Annotated in this window: 15 protein-coding genes, 1 tRNA gene and 1 pseudogene; 8 read left to right on the plus strand and 9 right to left on the minus strand. The window is 60.0% G+C overall.

The genetic code is table 11. The features are described 5' to 3' along the window. Positions 1 to 10: 10 nt before the first annotated feature. The 3 genes from AWB64_RS01930 to AWB64_RS01940 all read right to left on the minus strand — a co-directional run bounded on the left by AWB64_RS01930 (position 11) and on the right by AWB64_RS01940 (position 2388). Positions 11 to 1036, minus strand: a complete 1026-nt coding sequence (locus tag AWB64_RS01930) for a sterol desaturase family protein (protein ID WP_060816927.1) — start codon at positions 1034 to 1036, stop codon at positions 11 to 13. Positions 1037 to 1118: 82 nt separating this feature from the next. Then, complete coding sequence (locus AWB64_RS01935) at positions 1119 to 2141, minus strand: YVTN family beta-propeller repeat protein (protein WP_060816928.1); 1023 nt, start codon at positions 2139 to 2141, stop codon at positions 1119 to 1121. Further along, the gene (locus AWB64_RS01940; RefSeq protein ID WP_060816929.1) at positions 2134 to 2388 is read right to left on the minus strand and encodes a hypothetical protein; all 255 of its coding nucleotides are present in this window, start codon (positions 2386 to 2388) and stop codon (positions 2134 to 2136) included. The genes AWB64_RS01935 and AWB64_RS01940 overlap by 8 nt, the downstream gene beginning before the upstream one ends. Before the next feature lie 279 nt (positions 2389 to 2667). Between AWB64_RS01940 and AWB64_RS01945 the strand changes: the two genes are divergently transcribed. Then, entirely contained in the window at positions 2668 to 5244 is a 2577-nt protein-coding gene (locus tag AWB64_RS01945; RefSeq protein WP_063493142.1) for a YadA-like family protein, read from the plus strand. Positions 5245 to 5330: 86 nt separating this feature from the next. Beyond that, positions 5331 to 5867 carry an outer membrane protein assembly factor BamE gene (locus AWB64_RS01950; RefSeq protein WP_157766563.1) on the plus strand — a complete coding sequence of 179 codons (537 nt, stop codon included), beginning with the start codon at positions 5331 to 5333 and terminating at the stop codon, positions 5865 to 5867. A 68-nt stretch (positions 5868 to 5935) separates the two neighbouring features. Here AWB64_RS01950 and hrpA read toward each other — a convergent pair. Next, positions 5936 to 9835, minus strand: a pseudogene (hrpA, locus tag AWB64_RS01955) (ATP-dependent RNA helicase HrpA); the annotation flags it as partial. A 535-nt stretch (positions 9836 to 10370) separates the two neighbouring features. Between hrpA and AWB64_RS31840 the strand changes: the two are divergent. The 4 genes from AWB64_RS31840 (at position 10371) to proP (ending at position 14759) form a co-directional block, all read left to right on the plus strand. Beyond that, on the plus strand, positions 10371 to 10610 hold the full coding sequence (locus AWB64_RS31840) for a hypothetical protein (protein WP_167353891.1): 240 nt from the start codon (positions 10371 to 10373) through the stop codon (positions 10608 to 10610). 330 nt (positions 10611 to 10940) lie between these two features. Then, the gene (gene argA, locus AWB64_RS01960) at positions 10941 to 12311 is read left to right on the plus strand and encodes an amino-acid N-acetyltransferase (RefSeq protein WP_060816933.1); all 1371 of its coding nucleotides are present in this window, start codon (positions 10941 to 10943) and stop codon (positions 12309 to 12311) included. 94 nt (positions 12312 to 12405) lie between these two features. Next, positions 12406 to 12681, plus strand: a complete 276-nt coding sequence (locus AWB64_RS01965; protein WP_062876899.1) for an oxidative damage protection protein — start codon at positions 12406 to 12408, stop codon at positions 12679 to 12681. Positions 12682 to 13292: 611 nt separating this feature from the next. After that, positions 13293 to 14759 carry a glycine betaine/L-proline transporter ProP gene (proP, locus tag AWB64_RS01970; protein ID WP_060816935.1) on the plus strand — a complete coding sequence of 489 codons (1467 nt, stop codon included), beginning with the start codon at positions 13293 to 13295 and terminating at the stop codon, positions 14757 to 14759. 22 nt (positions 14760 to 14781) lie between these two features. On the opposite strand, the gene AWB64_RS01975 is transcribed toward proP, so the two are convergent. The 4 genes from AWB64_RS01975 to AWB64_RS01985 form a co-directional block, all read right to left on the minus strand. Continuing rightward, positions 14782 to 15255, minus strand: coding sequence for a metallophosphoesterase family protein (locus tag AWB64_RS01975; RefSeq protein ID WP_060816936.1), 474 nt, complete (start codon positions 15253 to 15255; stop codon positions 14782 to 14784). 63 nt (positions 15256 to 15318) lie between these two features. Then, the gene (locus AWB64_RS01980; RefSeq protein WP_060817168.1) at positions 15319 to 15903 is read right to left on the minus strand and encodes a TMEM175 family protein; all 585 of its coding nucleotides are present in this window, start codon (positions 15901 to 15903) and stop codon (positions 15319 to 15321) included. Positions 15904 to 16043: 140 nt separating this feature from the next. After that, positions 16044 to 16166, minus strand: coding sequence for a hypothetical protein (locus tag AWB64_RS32485; RefSeq protein ID WP_279616242.1), 123 nt, complete (start codon positions 16164 to 16166; stop codon positions 16044 to 16046). A 118-nt stretch (positions 16167 to 16284) separates the two neighbouring features. After that, positions 16285 to 17262 carry a ferritin-like domain-containing protein gene (locus tag AWB64_RS01985; RefSeq protein ID WP_060816937.1) on the minus strand — a complete coding sequence of 326 codons (978 nt, stop codon included), beginning with the start codon at positions 17260 to 17262 and terminating at the stop codon, positions 16285 to 16287. A gap of 394 nt (positions 17263 to 17656) precedes the next feature. Here AWB64_RS01985 and AWB64_RS01990 point away from each other — a divergent pair. Both AWB64_RS01990 and AWB64_RS01995 read left to right on the plus strand, forming a co-directional pair. After that, positions 17657 to 17741: transfer RNA gene (locus tag AWB64_RS01990), tRNA-Leu, on the plus strand. Between the two features lie 142 nt (positions 17742 to 17883). Further along, positions 17884 to 18255, plus strand: coding sequence for a hypothetical protein (locus tag AWB64_RS01995; protein ID WP_060816938.1), 372 nt, complete (start codon positions 17884 to 17886; stop codon positions 18253 to 18255). Between the two features lie 16 nt (positions 18256 to 18271). Here the strand turns inward: AWB64_RS01995 and AWB64_RS02000 are convergent, their stop codons facing one another. Further along, positions 18272 to 18697, minus strand: coding sequence for a response regulator (locus AWB64_RS02000; protein WP_244163904.1), 426 nt, complete (start codon positions 18695 to 18697; stop codon positions 18272 to 18274). Positions 18698 to 18699: the final 2 nt, after the last annotated feature.

Raw genomic sequence — 18699 nt, forward strand, 5'->3', positions numbered from 1 at the left:
CAATCGGCAATCAGACGGCAGCAGCGTCCGAATCCGAATTGGGAGCACGAGTCGCGCGGTGCGACCTGATGCGCTCACCAATGCGTTTAAACGCGAGCAGATGTTGCGCGATGAAGCCATCGCCATAATCGCGCCCTGGGACGTCGGCCACCGGCAGCTGATCGCGAATGCCCGTGGGCTCGATATCGCGATTCCACGACACGCTTCGGAAAAGCATGTCCCACCACGGAAACAGTACGCCGAAGTTGCACCCGTACGTTGTGCCTTCGTGACCGTAGCCGATCGCATGATGCCGCCGGTGAAACGACGGGCTGACTAGGAGACGCTCGCCAAGCCACCCAAAATGCACCCGGATGTTTGCGTGCTGGACACTTTGCATCAGGTTCGTGATCGCCAGGAGCACCACGAACTGCGACGGTTGCACGCCGATCACCAATGCGACTGCGGCAAAGAAACCCGCCTGCAGGATATTGTCGAGCAGATGGTTGCGGTCGTCGGTCCATAGCGACATTTTCTGCTGGCTATGGTGAACCGCATGCAATTCCCACCAGATGCCGATCCGATGCTCCATCCGGTGATACCAATAACCGGCGAGATCGAGCACGAGCAGATAGATGAAGAACGCGACAATCGGCTGGGAGGTCACGCCCGGCCACAGATTATCGAGTTCGATATTGGAAATGTTGTGCAGCCGCAGCCAACTTTGAAAACTGTCGAAGAACGGCTGGAACGTGAAGAAGAAAAACAGGTTCAGGATGCCCAGCTTGACAATCCATGTGTACAGCGCGTCCACGCGAACGCCTTTGCGGTCCGGCCATTTTTCAGCGGGACGCAGCGCCTCCAGCGGCCGAAGGATGGCGTACATGACCAGAACTTCGAGCACACCGACGATCACCCAATAAAGCGCGTCATATGTGTCCTCGTCGTAACCCATCAGGCCGACCTTGAACAGGAATGGCTGCACCACGTCTATGTACAGCCATGTCTGCATTGTCGAGACGACCGTGTCGAGCATGGAAAGGATGGAATGAAACATGAAACTCCGCAATCGTTACCAAGCGCCCTAACAAAAGACCGCCATTCAATCTTCAATGCAGGCGGTGAATCTGTCCACCGTTTCAGCCGCCATTCGGGCCAAACACCGGCGCCCGGTCGAAAAAATAAATCCCGTGCGGTGATCGGCCGACTGCAATTGTCTGGATAAGCTTACGATTTGTCAGGTCGATAATCCCGACCTTCTTTGCGAACCGGAATGTAACCCAAAGATAGCGCTTGTCCGCGGAAAGTTCCATGTCGTCCGGACCTGGAAGCAGTCCGGTGATGTCCCCGGCGTTCGTGAGCGAATCCTGGTCGATGATGCTGATCGTGCTCGCAACCCGGTTCGACACCAGGACGTGCTGGCCGTCCGCCATCGAGCGGAAATTGTGCGCGCCATTACCCGTCTTGATGGTCTTGACGACCTTCTGGTTACGCCAGTCAACCACCGCGACATAGTCCGCGCCCGTCATGCCGACCAGCAGGTATTTGTCGTTGGGTGTCATCCAGACGCCGGCAGGCACGGGGCCGACCTTCATCTTCCATTTCACCGTCTGCGTGGGCAGATCGATCGCCGCTATCTCGCCGGATACCTGAAGCGAAATAATGGCGGTCTTGCTGTCGTTCGTGAACGCGATATGGCTCGGCATGACGGCGAGCGGGATGCGCTTCGCGATCGAAATGTTCTTGCCGTCATAGTGGTAGATGTCCAGCCGGTCGAGCCGCAAGCCGGTCGACACAAACCACTTGTTGTCCGGCGAAAACCCGACCTGGTACGGGTCCTCGATGTTTTCGACCCAGCGCTGCGGTTTTCCCGTCTTGGGATCGACGAACATCAGGTTATTCGACACCGAGTTCGCGACGATCAGCGACGCGTTGTCGGGCGTCGCCATCAAGTGGTGCGGTTCCTTGCCGGTCGGAATGGTGGACACGACCTGACGTGTGGCCTCGTCGATGAGACTCAGCGTGGCTTCGCCGGAATTCAGCACGATCACGTTGTTGGCGTGGGCCGGCGCGCCCATTGAAAAGGCAGCGATCAATACGGCAGTTGCAGCAGTCGCGCGAGAAAAACAGCGCGAGAAAAGAATACGGGAAGGATTACGCATGAAAACTCAAGTCGAAAAACAGCCACCATTGTAGAACGATTGCGCTTCCAAGAGGTTGAGCCGGCGCAGGTTTCGCGCATTTTTTCAGCAATGCTGCGTGAATGCCACGGTGGCCCGATTTTGAGGCGCTGCTTCGCGGAACGAGGCGCACATCGCCCGGCCACTGGCTTTGAAAAAGAAGTTGGGTGGGGCCGAAAAGTTGCGACAAAAATCCATCAAAAACCATCAAATTCCACACTAATTTCATTTGTTTTGCAATCCGAATCGATTATTGGATTACTCGATCAATTTAGGAAAGATCGTGTATATCGCCAGCGCTACAACACGGATGATCCTGAGCTTCTGAGTCCGAAGCGCAGCAACGTAGGCACCCTGTTCAACGCCCAAGCGGGCCAGAATTTGCAGACGGGAAATCCCCGTCATCGGGAATGCTCACGTTCAGTGCCCCAGGAGTGCGGGCACAAACGCGAATGTTCTACCAATCAATCCGACATGTATTTGTCAAATTGTTAGACATCCTTCTTTTATGAATAGAATTTTTAAAGCAGTCTGGAACGAAACCTCGGAGACATGGGTTGCGGCCTCCGAGACATCGAAATCGAAGAGCAAGCGCTCGTCAACAGCGGGCAAGCTGGTTATTGCGCAAGTCGCGATGATCGGCGGCCTGATGGTCGCGTCGTCCGCACATGCGCAGGTCAGCGACGACTGGACTTCCCCTGCGGGGAGATTAATGGCTGCGCCCGTGATGACGGGAAATAACGCTTATGCCGCCGGGGAGGACGCGGTTGCTGAGGGTGATTTCTCTACGGCGATTGGCAGCCTGGCGTCAACAGAGGCAAACAATGCAACCGCCATCGGCACGCAAGCACGTGCGAGCGCTGCGAACGCCATGGCTGCCGGCAACTACGCTACCGCTCAGGGCGAGAACGCAGTAGCTGTTGGTAACAATTCATTTTCGGCGGGAACAAGCTCAGTAGCTATCGGCGACAACACGTCGGCGCAGCGCGATTACACAGTTGCTATCGGAAGCAACGCCATGGCTTCGGCCGCGCAGGCGAGTGCGATAGGCATGAACGCCGTGGCTTCAGGAGAAGCTTCCAATGCGCTGGGCGCTAACGCCACTGCGGCTGGCCAGGGGGCAACGGCGATTGGCGCTTCGGCTCAGGCTCAAGCGCCAATCGCGACCGCGCTGGGCTCGAACGCTCTGGCATCCGGCGTCGAGTCAAGCGCACTTGGTACCGGTGCTACCGCCAGCGGCGTCGGCGGCGTCGCGGTCGGATCGTTCGCGTATGCAGCCCAAGACAGGGCTGTTGCAGTCGGCACCAGCTCAGCAGCTGTCCAGGACGCTGTCGCGGTAGGGGCCGGTGCATTGGCGACTAAAACAGAGTCGATCGCCGTCGGGCGCTCTGCCGTTGCTTCGGCAGCCGATGCGGTTGCCCTCGGCACTTCTGCACAAGCGCAGGGCGCAAGCTCGTTTGCTGCAGGTTATGAAGCAAACGCAGCAGGCGACAATGCAGTCGCAGCAGGTGTGTCTTCGATCGCCTCCGGCACCAATTCCGCCGCACTGGGTTCGAATGCCGTGGCATCCGGCCTCCAATCAAGCGCACTTGGCACCAGTGCTACCGCCGCCGGTCTGAGCAGCGTCGCGGTTGGTTCGTTTGCATATGCTGCCCAAAACGGAGCAGTTGCCGTCGGCACCGACTCAGCAGCCGCTGAAAACGCGATCGCGGTAGGCCCCGGTGCATCGGCGAGCCAAACTGAGTCGATCGCCGTCGGTCGCTCTGCTGTTGCTTCCGCAGCCGATGCCGTTGCCCTTGGTACGTCTGCACAAGCACAGGGCGCTAATTCATTCGCTGCCGGCAACAAGGCTAATGCGGCGGGAGAGAATGCAGTCGCAGTCGGCAATGCCGCGAACGCAGCATTCGCGAACTCCATTGCAATTGGCAACAATGCAATCGCCGATTCGGCCAACAGCGTCGCACTCGGTGCGGGATCGGAAGCAAAGATCGGCGCTCAATCCGGTTACGCAGCTTATGGCTTGTCCGGATCGCAGAGCTCGACCGGTGAAGTCAACGTTGGTGGCCGTACCATCAGCGGTGTTGCGCCCGGTGCGGCAGACAATGACGCCGTCAACGTCGCCCAATTGAAGGCAGTAAGCGACCAGTCTTCTGCCGCGATCGCGGCTGCGACGGCAGCGAGCGACGGTGCAGTCAAGTACGACCGAAACGCAGACGGCTCGGTGGACCATCAAAACGCGACGCTGGAAGGCAATGGCGGCACGAGTATCCACAACGTCGCGGCAGGCGTGGATACAACCGACGCTGTGAACGTTGGCCAGTTGAACGACGCCATCGGTCAAGTGAATGCATCCATGGGCGACGCAGTCAACAACGCAGTCGCAAGCGCAGTTAATAACGCTGTCATCGATGCAAAAGATCCGCTATTCAGCGCCGACGGTTCGCGAGACACGGACGCAGCATCGGCAACCGGCGTGCACTCGATTGCCGTGGGCGCACAGGCAGTCGCTACAGGAGCGGGTTCCGTCGCCGTGGGTAGCGGCGCTCAAGCTACCGCTGACAACGCAGCAGCATTTGGCCAAAACGCCTTGGCGAGCGGCTCCGGTTCGGTGGCAATGGGCAACGGCGCGCAAGCATCGGCCGCAAACACCGTGGCGCTCGGCCAGAACTCGGTAGCAGATCGCGCGAATACGGTGTCGGTCGGCGCCGCCGGCAGCGAACGTCAGATCACGAACGTCGCGGCCGGCACGCAGGGTACCGACGCGGTCAACGTGAATCAGTTGAACCAGAGCACTGGCAGCACGCTCAAGTCGGCCAATGACTACACCGACTCGAAGACCGAAGGCACGCGCCGCGACGCCTACGCTGGCACGGCATCGGCACTCGCGGTCGCAGGTTTGCCGCAAGCCGTGTTGCCCGGCCGCGGCATGGTAGCGATCGGCGGTGGTACGTATGGCGGGCAGTCGGCAGTGGCGATCGGTGTATCGCAGCTTTCTGACAACGGCGTTTGGGCTTACAAGGTAAGCGGCACCACGAGCACGCGCGGTCAGTTCGGCGTGTCGGTGGGCGCAGGCATGCACTGGTAAAGCCAGTCAGTAAGAGGATGTGTGTCGCGGGCAGGCTGGAAGCCCGCGACATCGAATTAACGAAAACAACGGAATCCGATCAAGAGATGAACCTCACTCTCAGCAAACCATCGCGTGCACTTCCCTTCGCAGCCGCGCTCGTCGTGGCGCTTGGGTTGTCAGCGTGCGGCACGGGCAGCCGCCTTTCGAACAACGGCGGTCAAGACCAACTGGTGTTTCCGGCGCCTTCGTCGGCGTCGAATATCGGCGGCAGCTACCCCCTGACCGAAGCGTTGCGAAAACTCAAGCCCGGCATGACCAAGAACCAGGTTGCGAGCCTTCTCGGTAATCCGCAATTCAGCGAGGGTTTCTTCGGCGTTCGCGAATGGGACTATGTGCTGAACGTCACAAATGACGCCGGCGCGCCGCAAATGGTGTGTCAGTTGAAAGCGGTGTTCACTTCGCGAGATGAAGCTCGTAATTTCTATCGGAAATGCGGTGACAACGTGGAAACGCTTGCCGATGGTAAATGGCAGAAGTACGTCGTAGCGCAAGTCAGCACGCAGGCAAGCGGTCCGGTTAGCACCGAACCTGTTGTTCTTTCCGGCGCGCCACTCAGTATTGAAGTGGAAACAGCAAAATAATTCTGCAGGACTTTCAAGGCGCGAGCCGGCATTCAGCCGTGTCTCGCGCTTTTTATTTTCCCTATCGCTTATCGCTGCATTGAATCCCAGACCTTATATAAGCGCTTGACTGATATTGGCATGGGCGTGCGAAGCTCTTGCGCAAATAGCGACACCCGCAGTTCCTCCAGCAACCATCTGTATTCGCTCAGTCGCGCATCCGCTACCCCGCCGCGTTGTGCAATCGCCCTCTGATAATTTTGCAGCAGCGGCGCAATCTCCGCCGACAACCGCGCGTCTCGCGCCGCATCCGCCTTCAACTTGTCGATACGCAATGCCATTGCATTGAGGTATCGCGGGAAATGGGATAGCTGCGCATAAGGCGTATCGATAATAAAACGCTTGCCTATCAACGCGTTCAGCTGCGCGGCCATATCCGCATACGGCGTACCGAATGATTTGGCCTGCGCCAACTTCTTCGTCACCATTGCGTAGTCCATCAGAATCTGCGCGGCGAGCCGGGCAATTTCCTGAGCCAGCAGCGTCAGCCGGTTTTTCCCCTGATCACGCCGTGCATAGAAATCCACGTCGTTATCGGGAAGCGGATCTTGCAGGCACGCGCGATCCAATGCTGTTTCAATGATCTGGCCCGCCAGTTCCTCCTGCGTCCCGAGCGCCATGTAATGCAACGACATTTCACGCAAGCCGCCAAGGTTGCGCTCGAGATAACGGATCGGCTCGCGCAACTGCAGCGCGAACAATCGGCGCAAACCCGCGCGATGAATTCTCGCCGCCTCTTCCGGCGAATCGAATACCTCGACGTCGCAATGCGTCGCGCGATCGACCAACGCGGGATATCCGAAAAGCGTTTGCCCGCGCCGTCGAATTTCGAGTAGTTCAGGGAGTTTTCCGAAGTCCCAAGTGGTCAGGTTTTCATACAGCGCGGTACTCGAACTGCTGCCCGACAAATCCGATGTGGCGGTGTTTCGCGTAATTGGTACTGCTGCATCGCTGCCGATGTCCAGCGTCGCACCCGCTGCAAGCTTTTGGAAATGCTGCTGAGCCTGGCCGCCGAGTTCCGAGCGCAACTGCGCGAGGTTACGGCCCATCGCGAGTTGCCGCCCGTGCTCGTCGATGACCTTGAAATTCATGAATAAGTGCGCCGGCAGCGATTCGAGCTTGAAGTCCGACGGTTTCATCGCGATCTGCGTCTGCTCGCGAATATCGGCGATCAGCGCTTCGAGCAATCCACCCGCGCCGAATGTCTTCCCGCTATGTCGCTCGATCACGCCCGCCGAAAATTCGGGCAACGGCACAAGATGGCGTCGAAGTTTTTGCGGCAGCGACTTCAAGAGCAACTGCACTTTCTCTTTCAGCATGCCGCGCACGAGCCATTCGGAACGGCGGGCATCGACTTGATTGAGACCGAACAAAGGCACTGTCAGCGTCACGCCGTCGCGCGGAGAACCAGGCTCGAAGTGATAGGTCAGCGTCATTTCGATACCTGCCATGGTCATCCGTTTCGGAAACAGGTCAGTCGTGATACCGGCAGCTTCGTGACGCATCAGGTCGTCGCGAGACAGGAACAGCAAACGCGACGATCCTTCTTTTTTCTCCTCGTCGCGATACCAGCGTTCAAATGCCGCGCCCGAATAAATACCTTTGGGAATCAGCGAATCGTAGAAACCGAAGATCAGTTCGTCATCGACGAGCACGTCCTGACGGCGCGACTTGTGCTCCAACTGTTCAATATCCGCGAGCAATTTGCGGTTATGCGCAAAGAAGGGCAAACGCGTTTCGAACTCGCCATCAACCAGCGCGCCGCGAATGAACAGCTCGCGCGCACGATCCGGATCCTGTTTGCCGAAACTCACACGGCGACGGGCGTAAACCGTCAGGCCGTGCAGCGTGGCGCGCTCGAAGGCCGCAACCTGTGCGGCTTTTTTCTCCCAATGCGGCTCTGCAATCGATTTGCGCAACAAATGTGCGCCGACTTGTTCAAGCCACTCGGGCTCGATCTTCGCGATGCACCGCGCGTACAAACGGCTTGTCTCAACAAGTTCGCCCGCCACGACCCACCGCCCTGCCTTCTTCAAAAGCGCAGACCCCGGCCACAGATAAAACTTGATGCCGCGAGCACCGAGATAATACGGCTCGTCGTCGGCCTTCAAACCGACGTTGCCGAGCAAGCCCGTCAGCAGCGCGAGGTGAATCTGCTCGAACGTGGCTTCCGATTCGTTCAGCCGCCAGCCGTGTTCGCGCACGACGGTCAGCAGTTGGGAATGCACGTCGCGCCATTCGCGCAAGCGCACGTGGTTCAGGAAGTTTGCGCGGCAGGCGTCGGTGAGTTGCTTGTTGGATTTCTTGTGCGCGATCGCGTCCTCGAACCACGACCAGATTTTCGTCCATTGCAGGAATTCCGAGCGTTCATCGGCGAATTTCTTGTGTGCGAGATCGGCTTGCTCCTGCGCCTCGATCGGCCGGTCGCGCGGGTCCTGCACGGACAACGCACTCGCAATGATCAACACTTCGCGCAACGACTGGTGATCCCGGGCGGCCAGGATCATCCTGCCGACTCGCGGGTCGAGCGGCAAACGCGCCAGTTCGCGGCCGAGCGGCGTGAGCGCATTGTCGTCGTCGACAGCGCCGAGTTCGTTCAGCAACTGATAGCCATCGGCGATCGCGCGGCCCGGCGGCGGCTCGAGAAACGGGAACGTTTCGATAGCCGTCAGGTGCAGCGACTTCATCCGCAAGATCACCGACGCGAGCGACGAGCGCAGGATTTCCGGATCGGTGAATCGCGCACGCAGGGCGTAGTCGTCTTCTTCGTAAAGGCGAATGCACACGCCGTCGGCCACCCGACCGCAGCGGCCCGCGCGCTGATTCGCCGAGCTTTGCGAGATCGGCTCGATCTGCAACTGCTCCACCTTGTTGCGATACGAATAGCGTTTTACGCGAGCGAGGCCGGTATCGACGACATAACGAATCCCCGGCACCGTCAGCGATGTTTCCGCAACGTTTGTCGACAGCACGATGCGCCGCGCGTTGGACGCCTTGAACACACGCTCCTGCTCGGCCGCCGACAAGCGCGCGAACAGCGGCAGGATTTCCGTATGCGGCGGATGGTGCTTGCGCAACGCCTCGGCAGCTTCACGGATCTCGCGCTCTCCGGGCAGGAAAACGAGGACGTCGCCAGGTCCTTCGCGACAAAGTTCGTCGACGGCCTCCACGATGGCTTCCATCAGGTCGCGATCGTTTTCACGCTGGTTTTTCGGACGGTCTTTCTGAGCGTTGGCACTAGTCGCGCCTGGATTCGGGCCGTTCGTTCCCTGCGCCGACTTCACCGCGGCGCTTGTCTCTTCAATCGGCCGATACCGCACTTCCACCGGATACAGGCGCCCGCTTACTTCAATCACCGGCGCGGGTTTTTCATCGCTGCCGAAGTGACGCGCGAACCGATCGGCATCGATGGTCGCCGATGTCACGATCACCTTCAAATCCGGTCGCCGCGGCAGGATTTCGCGCAGATAGCCAAGCAGGAAATCGATGTTCAAGCTGCGCTCGTGCGCTTCGTCGATGATGATGGTGTCGTATGCGGCGAGCAGCGGGTCGGTCTGCGTTTCCGCCAGCAAGATGCCGTCCGTCATCAGTTTCACGGAGGCGCCGGGCGACAGGTTGTCCGTAAATCGGACCTTGTAGCCGACAACCTCGCCAAATGGCGTGCCGAGTTCTTCCGCGATCCGCCGTCCCGTCGCCGATGCCGCGATCCGTCGAGGCTGCGTATGTCCGATCAGGCCCGTTCCGCCCGCGCCGAGGCCACGGCCGAGCGCGAGACAGATTTTCGGCAATTGAGTGGTCTTGCCCGATCCTGTTTCACCGCTGACGATCACGACCTGGTTTGCCTGGATCGCGGCGGCAATTTCATCGCGTCGGGCCGAAACGGGGAGCGCTTCAGGAAAATGAATCGGTGGAATCGGATTCGGCGCGATCACTCGGACCGGGCGCGGGTTGTCACGGTTGTGCGGGCGCGCGTCAGGACGTGCGGAAACAGGTTCGGGACGCGTGCGCCGGGGACCGTTATCAGACGGACGCGGATGGTCGGCCCCTGTTTTTGCACGGTTGGGAGCGATGTCCTTCGGCTGGCTGCGCACGGGTGGAACGTCGCGTTCGGTCTCACCCACGGCACTTGCAGGCCTGCCTTGATCCCCCACGGAAGAAATCTCATCCGACCCGGACCGAGGATTGCGAATTGCAACGGCCTCTGCACCCTGTTGCTGCCCGGCATGATGGCGATTGCCGCTGCGATTGCGATCCGGCTTTGCGTCGCGCCTGGGCGGCGCTGCTTTAATGTCGCTAATCTCGCGCGTGCGCTCCGCAAAAGGAAGCCTGGAAGCGCCCGGCTTCTTCTCGGTTGCGGGCAAAACCTTTGATTCTTTTCGCTCGGCAACTTCACGTGCGCGAGAGGGCGGCATCTGTTTGCCGGATGCCGGTTCGCCCGCAAGCGCATGTTCGCGGCGAGGCGGCATGGAATCGATTGCGCTGGGAGCGTGCCGCGCGGCCGGTGGAGTCGAAGGCGGTGCAATTGCCTTTTTTGCGGCTGGCCGTTCGGTCGCTTTTCCCGCGATCCCCCGCGCATTAGCCGCCGAGGAATCAGGCGATGTCGCCTTGCCGGTCAATCCAGCCAGCTCCGCCAAAGACGACAACACCGACAACCCGCCGCGCACTTCATTTTTCTGGGCGGAAGGCGACGATTCCTTCGGCTGACGGGTTGAAACGGCCGGCGAATTTCCCGATCCTTTCACATCTGTCGCAACATTTTTTTTCGATGCCGCCTGAGACGCGCCCGGACCCGGCTTCCCGCCCCCAACCGGCGTCCCCGATGCCCCCGCAAACCGCCGCGCGGCCGCTTCCTTCTTGCGGTTCTGGGCGTTACCGCCAGAATCTTCCGCGTCGTTTTCCCCATCGCCTTCGCGTGCCGCGGCATCGCGCAGCAGGGCTTCACGCAGCTTTTTCAACTGCTCCTGGGGGTCAAGCTTGTCCGCATCGGCGGGACGTTTAGAAACATTCGGCATAGCGCAGCATTATAATCCCGGCATGAATACTCAGACCGACCTCCCCGCCGCGCAGCCGCCGGTTTCCGCCGAGCAAGAAGCGCCTGATCAACACGCCCAGTTTGTCGACTGGATGCGTTCCGTCGCCCCTTATATCCACGCGTTCCGGAACAAGACCTTCGTGGTCGCGTTCGGCGGCGAGCTGGTGCAGGAAGGCAGGCTGAACGCCCTGGTTCAGGACGTCGGACTGTTGCACGCCATGGGTATTCACGTCGTGCTCGTGCACGGCTCGCGACCGCAGGTCGAAGAACAATTGAACCTGCACGGCGTGGAGTCGGAGTTTTCGCACGGCCTGCGAATCACCGATGCCCGCGCGCTCGAATCCGCGAAAGAAGCGGCTGGCGAAGTGCGCCTCGACATCGAAGCGGCGATCAGCCAGGGTTTGCCCAATACGCCCATGGCGCATGCGCACATCAGCGTGGTATCGGGCAATTTCGTGACAGCGCGGCCGGTCGGCATTCTGGATGGCGTCGATTTCCAGCATACAGGCGTGGTCCGCAAGATCGACGGCGATTCCATCCGCCATTCGCTCACCAGCAGCAAGCTCGTCCTGCTCTCGCCGCTCGGCTTTTCTCCCACGGGCGAGGCATTCAATTTATCGATGGAAGATGTCGCTTCGGCTGCAGCCATCGCACTGCGGGCCGACAAGATCATTTTCCTGACCGAAACCCCGGGTCTGGTCGATGAAAACAACGAGCTCGTGCGGGAAATGTCGCTTGATGACGCCTACCGCCTGCACGAAAGCGGTGAATTGCAGGGCGACGCCGCGTTCTACCTGAAGCACACCATTCGCGCGTGCCGCGGCGGCGTGGCGCGGGCGCATATCATTCCCTACGCGCTCGACGGCAGCATTCTGCTGGAACTGTTCCTGCACGACGGCGTTGGCACGATGATCTCGTACGAGAATCTGGAAAGCCTGCGCGAAGCCACGCCAGATGATGTCGGCGGGATTTTGACGCTCATCGAGCCGCTGGAAATGGACGGCACGCTCGTGCGGCGCGGCCGGCACCAGATCGAGCGCGACATCGATCATTTCTCGGTGATCGAGCACGACGGCGTGCTGTTCGGCTGCGTGGCGCTGTATCCGTACACGCAGGAACGCATTGGCGAAATGGCCTGCCTCACCGTTTCGCCCGAAGCGCAAGGCGCGGGCGACGGCGAGCGGCTGCTCAAGCGCGTCGAACAACGCGCGCGGGCGCGCGGTCTCACGCATATTTTCGTGCTGACGACGCGTACCGAACACTGGTTTCTCAAGCGCGGGTTTGTGAAGGTGACCGTCGACGATTTGCCGGAAGACCGGCGCCGCCTCTACAACTGGCAACGCAAATCGCTCGTATTGATGAAACAGCTCTAACAACTTTAATCAGAGACGCTTTGCACCGGCTGCCAGCGCAAGTCACGCGCCGCGAAACGAAGCGTCCAGATAACCCGCTACAGGAGAATGACAGATGGCTCGAATGATTCAATGTGCGAAGCTCGGCAAGGAAGCCGAAGGACTCGACTTTCCGCCGCTGCCGGGAGAACTCGGCAAGCGGATCTACGAAACGATATCGAAGGAAGCGTGGCAAGGCTGGCTCAAGCAGCAAACCATGCTGATCAACGAGAACCGCCTGAACATGGCCGATCCGCGCGCGCGCCAGTATTTGTTGAAGCAGACGGAAAAGTACTTCTTCGGTGAAGGCGCCGATACCGCTCAAGGCTACGTTCCGCCTGCGCAAAGCTAGTCCACGGCCGCCTTGCCCGAGGCGGAAAGTGCGTGATGAAAGCCGGTCTCCCGAGACCGGCTTTTCCATTTCAGGACGCCCGGAACGCTGTCTCGAAAAAGGTCCCGCCGCGTGGCCATTTGCGCATCTTCTTGCATCGTGCTAACATCTCCTTCTTTCCAACTGCAATTCAAAGTCAATTTCTCAAGACCGAGCCCAAAGCGAAGCGCTGAAGCCTTTGCCCCAAGCGTCATTCAAGAGATACCGGCAAGTGATTGTGGAGGCTTCCACGGGTCCTGATCTGTCCGTGGACGTTGTTCCCAGGCCTTCTCAATCCGCGATACAGCAAACCGCCGTACCGCCGCAAAAAATGCGGCGCCTGAACGGGTTTCGTTGTGTCCAGCCTTCAATTCAAGCGGTACCACGAAGTGTCATTTCGCGACCATCGTTGCGGGTCATGAGCTTGGCTCAAGAGCATTGTCGGCGCATGCACAGCGCCTCAATCCGTTGGCGAAATCCAAGGCACTGCCCCTCGCCTCGTCGCGAAACTGCACTTTCCCGGCAACGTGCGCTCAAGCGCACAGGCTGACCGTCCGCGGGGCGGGTCAGCGATACACCTGGAGCTTTTCTTCATGGCAACACCGAACGACGGCCTCTGGCGACAACCTCAAACCGAAAAAGACCTGGCGCTCGCCGATATCACCATCGTCGACAAGGCGCTTCTCAAGCGCGCTGTCGGCGCCATGGCGATCGGCAATGCTATGGAATGGTTCGATTTCGGCGTGTACAGCTACATTGCGGTGACGCTCGGCAAGGTGTTCTTTCCGTCGAGCAATCCGGGTGCGCAACTGATCGCCACCTTTGGCACGTTTGCCGCCGCGTTTCTCGTGCGCCCACTTGGCGGCATGGTATTCGGGCCGCTTGGAGACCGCATCGGCCGCAAGCGCGTACTCGCCATGACCATGATCATGATGGCCGTTGGCACGTTCTGCATCGGCCTGATTCCGGCTTATGGCAGCATCGGCATCTTTGCGCCCATCCTGTTGCTCGTCGCGCGACTGCTGCAAGGCTTCTCGACCGGCGGCGAATATGGCGGCGCGGCGACCTTCATCGCGGAATTCGCGCCGGACAAACGGCGTGGCTTCCTCGGCAGTTTCCTGGAATTCGGCACGCTTGTGGGTTATGTGCTGGGCGCCGGTTGCGTGGCGATACTGACCGCGACCATGTCCGAGCAATCGCTGCTTTCGTGGGGCTGGCGCATTCCGTTTTTGATCGCCGGGCCGCTCGGTTTGATCGGCTTGTATATCCGGCTGAAGCTTGAGGAAACGCCAGCGTTTCAACGCGAAGCCGACAAGCGCGAAACCGAGGCGCACAGCACGCCGAAAGACCAGTTCCGCGACATGCTGCTGCAAAACTGGAAGCCGATGCTGCAATGCGTCGGGCTCGTGCTGATCTTCAACGTCACGGATTACATGGCGCTGTCTTATCTGCCGAGCTATCTGTCGGCCACGCTCAAATTCAACGAAACGCACGGCCTGTTCATTGTGCTCATCGTGATGGTGCTGATGATGCCGATGACGCTGTTCGCCGGCCATCTGTCAGACAAGATTGGCCGCAAGCCCGTGATGCTGTTCGGATGCGTCGGACTCCTGCTGCTTTCGATGCCGGCGCTCACGCTGATCCGCATGGGCGACGTGCTGCCGATCTTCAGCGGCATGCTGATTCTGGGCGTACTGCTGTCGTGCTTTACCGGCGCGATGCCCTCGGCACTGCCCGCGCTGTTCCCGACGAAGATCCGCTATGGCGCGCTCGCAATCGGCTTCAATGTCTCGGTGTCGCTTTTCGGCGGCACGACGCCGCTCGTGACGGCGTGGCTGGTTTCATCGACCGGAAACCTGATGATGCCCGCGTACTATCTGATGGGCGCGTCGGTGATCGGCGTTGTTTCGGTCCTCGCGCTGCATGAAACCGCAAGAAAGCCGTTGAAGGGTTCGCCGCCGTCGGTTGGCTCGCGCTCGGAGGCGCACGCCGTGTTACGTGGGGTGCGGCAAGCCGCCGAGATGGACGAGCGCTTGACGGACGCGACCGCGCACGCGTAAGAGAAATCCAGCGGCGCAGGTGTCACTCCACCAGCGTCACGATCTCGACGCCCACCGCGCCGCCTTCTAACACCATGATCCCGAGCGTTATCGGCAATTTGAAGCGGCGCGGACCGGCGCTTCCCGGATTGACGAAAAGCGTCGCGCCACGGCGCTCGACCAGCGGCTTGTGCGAATGACCGGTGATAACAACATCGATGCCGTCGAGCCGCCTGGGGACATCGGCGATATCGTGCACGACATGAATCGCCGTCTCGCCCAAGCGCAGGGTCACGGCTTCCGGGAGTTCATCGATACGCGCGCCTGAGTCATTGTTGCCGCGAACGGCAGTGACGGGCGCGAGTTTGTTGAGCGTATCGAGCACGGCGGGACTGCAGATGTCGCCCGCGTGAATGATGTGCTCGCAGCCCCGCAGCGCGTGAAGCGCTTCGGGGCGCACGAGGTTGTGAGTATCGGAGATGACGCCGATGCGAATGGCACGAACGGTAGATGACATGGGCTTCGCTCACAGGACTTCACTCCCGAAGCGTAGCACCGATCATGCCGGTCTCAGCGGCTCTCATGGCTCCTCGGTCATCAGCACTTTTTCCACCCGGCGATCGGGCACGAGCCAGACGATAGCCACGATCGCGTACAAGGCTGCCGCGATCCATGGCTCCCAAAAGGACGCCGCGATTGCAACGAGATAAAGGACTACCGAGAGCTTGCCCTTGATGTCGGATCCGATTGCGCGCTCGAGCATGGAGTTCGCGCCATGCAAGCCGATCAGTGCACGCGTGAGGATGAACCACGCGACCGCCGTCATGAAGAGATCGAAACCGTATAGCGCGGTGGGCCAGGACGCGAGGTGATTCTCGCCCATCCAGTTGGTGGTGAACGGAAGCAGGGACAGCCAGAACAATACGTGCAGGTTCGCCCACAGGACGCCGCCATTGACCCGCTTGGCCGCGTGCATCAGGTGATGATGATTGTTCCAGTAGATCCCGACATACACGAAGCTCAGCACATAAGCGCAAAAAACGGGAATCAGCGTGCCGAGTGCGGCGAGATCGGCGCCATGCGGCACCTTGAGTTCCAGCACCATGATCGTGATGATGATGGCGATCACGCCGTCGCTGAATGCTTCGATCCGGTTCGTACCCATCTGCATCCTCGCTCGTTACATGACTGAACCGACCTGAACGCGCAGCGTGGCGCTGCACGCGCGCTGCAAATTATGCGCGAGCGTGCCGGCATTGTCGATTTAACGTGAACGAGGTAAAGCGTGCGATGACCGCACGGGTTTTACCCGGGCATCGCGGTATGAAGCCACTGAAGCAGTTGCAGGCCCGCACCCGCCGCGATGATCGACAAGCCGAGTCCGAGCCGCGTACGCTCGCGCCATGCGCCAATAGAAACGTTTTTCATGATCGCCTCCTGAAATCCGATGTTCATCGCGAAGAAGCGCCGGGTTCCGCATGACCCCACATGCGAGAACCGGCGCCGCTCACTTCACCTAAGCACACCCCACCCCACAACTCAACGCTCAGGCGAACGCGCTGCTCATGTGCAGCGTGCCGTTGACGCCCGCCGGGAAGAACCCGCCCTGCGTCACCGCGCCCTTGTTCAAATACACGATGTTAAGGACATCGTCATAACTGCGGCTGAACGCGAGACCGTTCGCATCGAGCGGCACGATGTTCGAGCTTCCCGCCGTCGCGCCGGTGATGCCTTGATCCACGTCCGTGGAGGCATCGAGGGAATCGCGGGCGTCGGAAATCTGCTGCACGGTCGTATAGATGGAAGGCGTCGTCATGCCACGCGAGAACAGCACGGTGCGCACAAGGCCCGCGTGGTATGCCTCGGCCGCGAGAATGCCGGCGGCCGCTTCCAGATACGTCTTGTTCGTGATCAGCGGCGATGCGCCTTTATAAGCCGTCACACCCACGTCTTCGAAGATGAATGCGCCGATCAGGAAGTTCGTCGGGCTCGAGTACGGATTGAACACCTGACCCGGGCCGATCACGCCTGCTGCCTGCGCCGCCAGCGAAAACGCGCCCGTCGCGCTGGTGCCGCCGACGTCGAGCGCCGGCATTGCCACGGCAGAGGCGCCCAGCGCCGTACGCAGGAAGGTGACGTGTTCGAGTTCATCGCGGGCGATTTCGGCAGCGTAGGCGCCGACCAGCGGGTCGCCGGTGAAATCCACCTTTTGCCCCGGGATCACCGTGCCGGGCGTGCCCGCGCCGCTCATCAAGCTGGCCGGCAAACCCGCGCCCGTCACTGCATAGGCGTAGAAGCTGGCTTCGAGGTATTCGAGGTTGAGCGCGAAGTTGAGAATATCGGCATCGCTCGGACCTGTCTGGGCATTGGCGTTATCGCCGGAACTCCCGCCGCACGCGCCAAGTATCGTGCCGCCGACGAGCCCCAATCCCAGCCCGCCCGCGCTTCTGAAAAACTGCCTGCGTTTGGCCAGTTTGCTGGCTCGGCGTTCGAGGATATCGAGGATCGCAATTTCTTCTGCCATGACTATCTCCTTACCTGCACTTTGAGTAATTGACCGAACGGCACCGCGTCGTCCACAGCCGAGCGAAAGCAGCGGCTGCGCCCTGGAACAAGGTGCCGTGATGCATGAAACATGAGGACGAGGTAATGAAGACAGGCCGGAGCGAGGAACCTCAATGCCATCAGGACGGCTGATCTTCACGTAGCTAGATACGCGAAGCTGCAATTGAATGGATGCATCCGGTTGCGAATATATTTCTGTTTCTTTCTTGAAGCGGGGGCGGGTCAACCCTTGAACGGGTTTCTTCGATTTAATGAGCGCAAGCGGTAAAGCACGTGAAACGGACACGCCGCAAGCGTTCGGCAATGCTCCGGATTGGCCCCCGCGCCGTCCGATGGTAGAATGCCGTCCGCTTGGCGGGGTGATGAAATTGGTAAACATAGCGGACTTAAAATCCGCCGCCTAACGGCTTGCCGGTTCAAGTCCGGTCCCCGCTACCAGCCACCCGAAACTTCTTCGAAATAACGGGCAGGGACGGGCGGGCGCCCGAGTCCGCGCGCTGTGCTCCGGTCAATCTGCCAATGCCCGCCGGCTGAAGTAGACTGCACGTTTCATCAAGCTTCTCTATTGGCGCGAGCCCACATGAAATATCGAAGCTTCTATACCGTCGTCGCCGCGGCCCTTCTCGCCGGAACCGCCGGCTGCACCGCGGCCTACCAGAACGCCCAGCTATGCAAGGCGAAGATGGTCGAGACCTATCCTGCCTCCAGCCCGAAGCTGACCTACGAAATCCCGCGCGTGTCCTATCGCGGCACACGTGTAGTGGTGGAAGGCACATACACAATGAAAGTTGCGCCGGCGGCCGCGACCCCGATCAAAACCACGAAGTCCGCCGTACCGGCCGCTGTCGAGTGCACTTTTGCCGGTGACCAACTACGCACGTTTCAATGGCTGACACCCGCCAGTCTCGCGCAGAAATATCCGTTGCAACCCGATCAGGCCGACGCGCAATGATGGCGCGCAGACGCGTTCAGGCCCGGGCGCGCGCGTAAAGATGCAGCGCGTCGAGAACGCGATCGAATTCGAGGGATTTATCGAAGAAATGGCGCACGCCATATTGCAAACAGCGCTCGCGATAAGCTGGCAACGCATGGTTGGTCAACACGGCGGCGAAAGTTGAATCGGTGATACCGGTACGTTGCAAGTAGGACAGCACTTCTATGCCAGAGCCGCTTTTCAATTGCAGGTCGACGATCACCGCGTCGAATCTCGCCGATGCCAGCAACGCAATCGCGCCCTCGGGCGTATCGGCCCAGGCGCTCACCTTCAGCTCGCCCGACGCATCAATAGCCTCCACGAGGCTACGCCGGATCAGCGGCGAATCCTCTATCAGCAAGACGCTCAGCGGCCGCTTCTGCGCGAGGCCGGTTTCGTCGGCGATTGTTTGTTGGCCCACGG

Source organism: Caballeronia sordidicola, from assembly GCF_001544455.2.
GTDB lineage: Bacteria > Pseudomonadota > Gammaproteobacteria > Burkholderiales > Burkholderiaceae > Caballeronia > Caballeronia sordidicola.

Coding starts and splice junctions, on each gene's coding strand:
- AWB64_RS01975 (WP_060816936.1), bottom strand. CDS start 15,255: ATGTCATCTACCGTTCGTGCCATTCGCATCGGCGTCATCTCCGATACT.
- AWB64_RS01945 (WP_063493142.1), top strand. CDS start 2,668: ATGAATAGAATTTTTAAAGCAGTCTGGAACGAAACCTCGGAGACATGG.
- AWB64_RS01930 (WP_060816927.1), bottom strand. CDS start 1,036: ATGTTTCATTCCATCCTTTCCATGCTCGACACGGTCGTCTCGACAATG.
- AWB64_RS01980 (WP_060817168.1), bottom strand. CDS start 15,903: ATGGGTACGAACCGGATCGAAGCATTCAGCGACGGCGTGATCGCCATC.
- argA (WP_060816933.1), top strand. CDS start 10,941: ATGAATACTCAGACCGACCTCCCCGCCGCGCAGCCGCCGGTTTCCGCC.
- proP (WP_060816935.1), top strand. CDS start 13,293: ATGGCAACACCGAACGACGGCCTCTGGCGACAACCTCAAACCGAAAAA.
- AWB64_RS01965 (WP_062876899.1), top strand. CDS start 12,406: ATGGCTCGAATGATTCAATGTGCGAAGCTCGGCAAGGAAGCCGAAGGA.
- AWB64_RS31840 (WP_167353891.1), top strand. CDS start 10,371: ATGGAATCGATTGCGCTGGGAGCGTGCCGCGCGGCCGGTGGAGTCGAA.
- AWB64_RS01950 (WP_157766563.1), top strand. CDS start 5,331: ATGAACCTCACTCTCAGCAAACCATCGCGTGCACTTCCCTTCGCAGCC.
- AWB64_RS01995 (WP_060816938.1), top strand. CDS start 17,884: ATGAAATATCGAAGCTTCTATACCGTCGTCGCCGCGGCCCTTCTCGCC.
- AWB64_RS01985 (WP_060816937.1), bottom strand. CDS start 17,262: ATGGCAGAAGAAATTGCGATCCTCGATATCCTCGAACGCCGAGCCAGC.
- AWB64_RS32485 (WP_279616242.1), bottom strand. CDS start 16,166: ATGAAAAACGTTTCTATTGGCGCATGGCGCGAGCGTACGCGGCTCGGA.
- AWB64_RS01940 (WP_060816929.1), bottom strand. CDS start 2,388: ATGAAATTAGTGTGGAATTTGATGGTTTTTGATGGATTTTTGTCGCAA.
- AWB64_RS01935 (WP_060816928.1), bottom strand. CDS start 2,141: ATGCGTAATCCTTCCCGTATTCTTTTCTCGCGCTGTTTTTCTCGCGCG.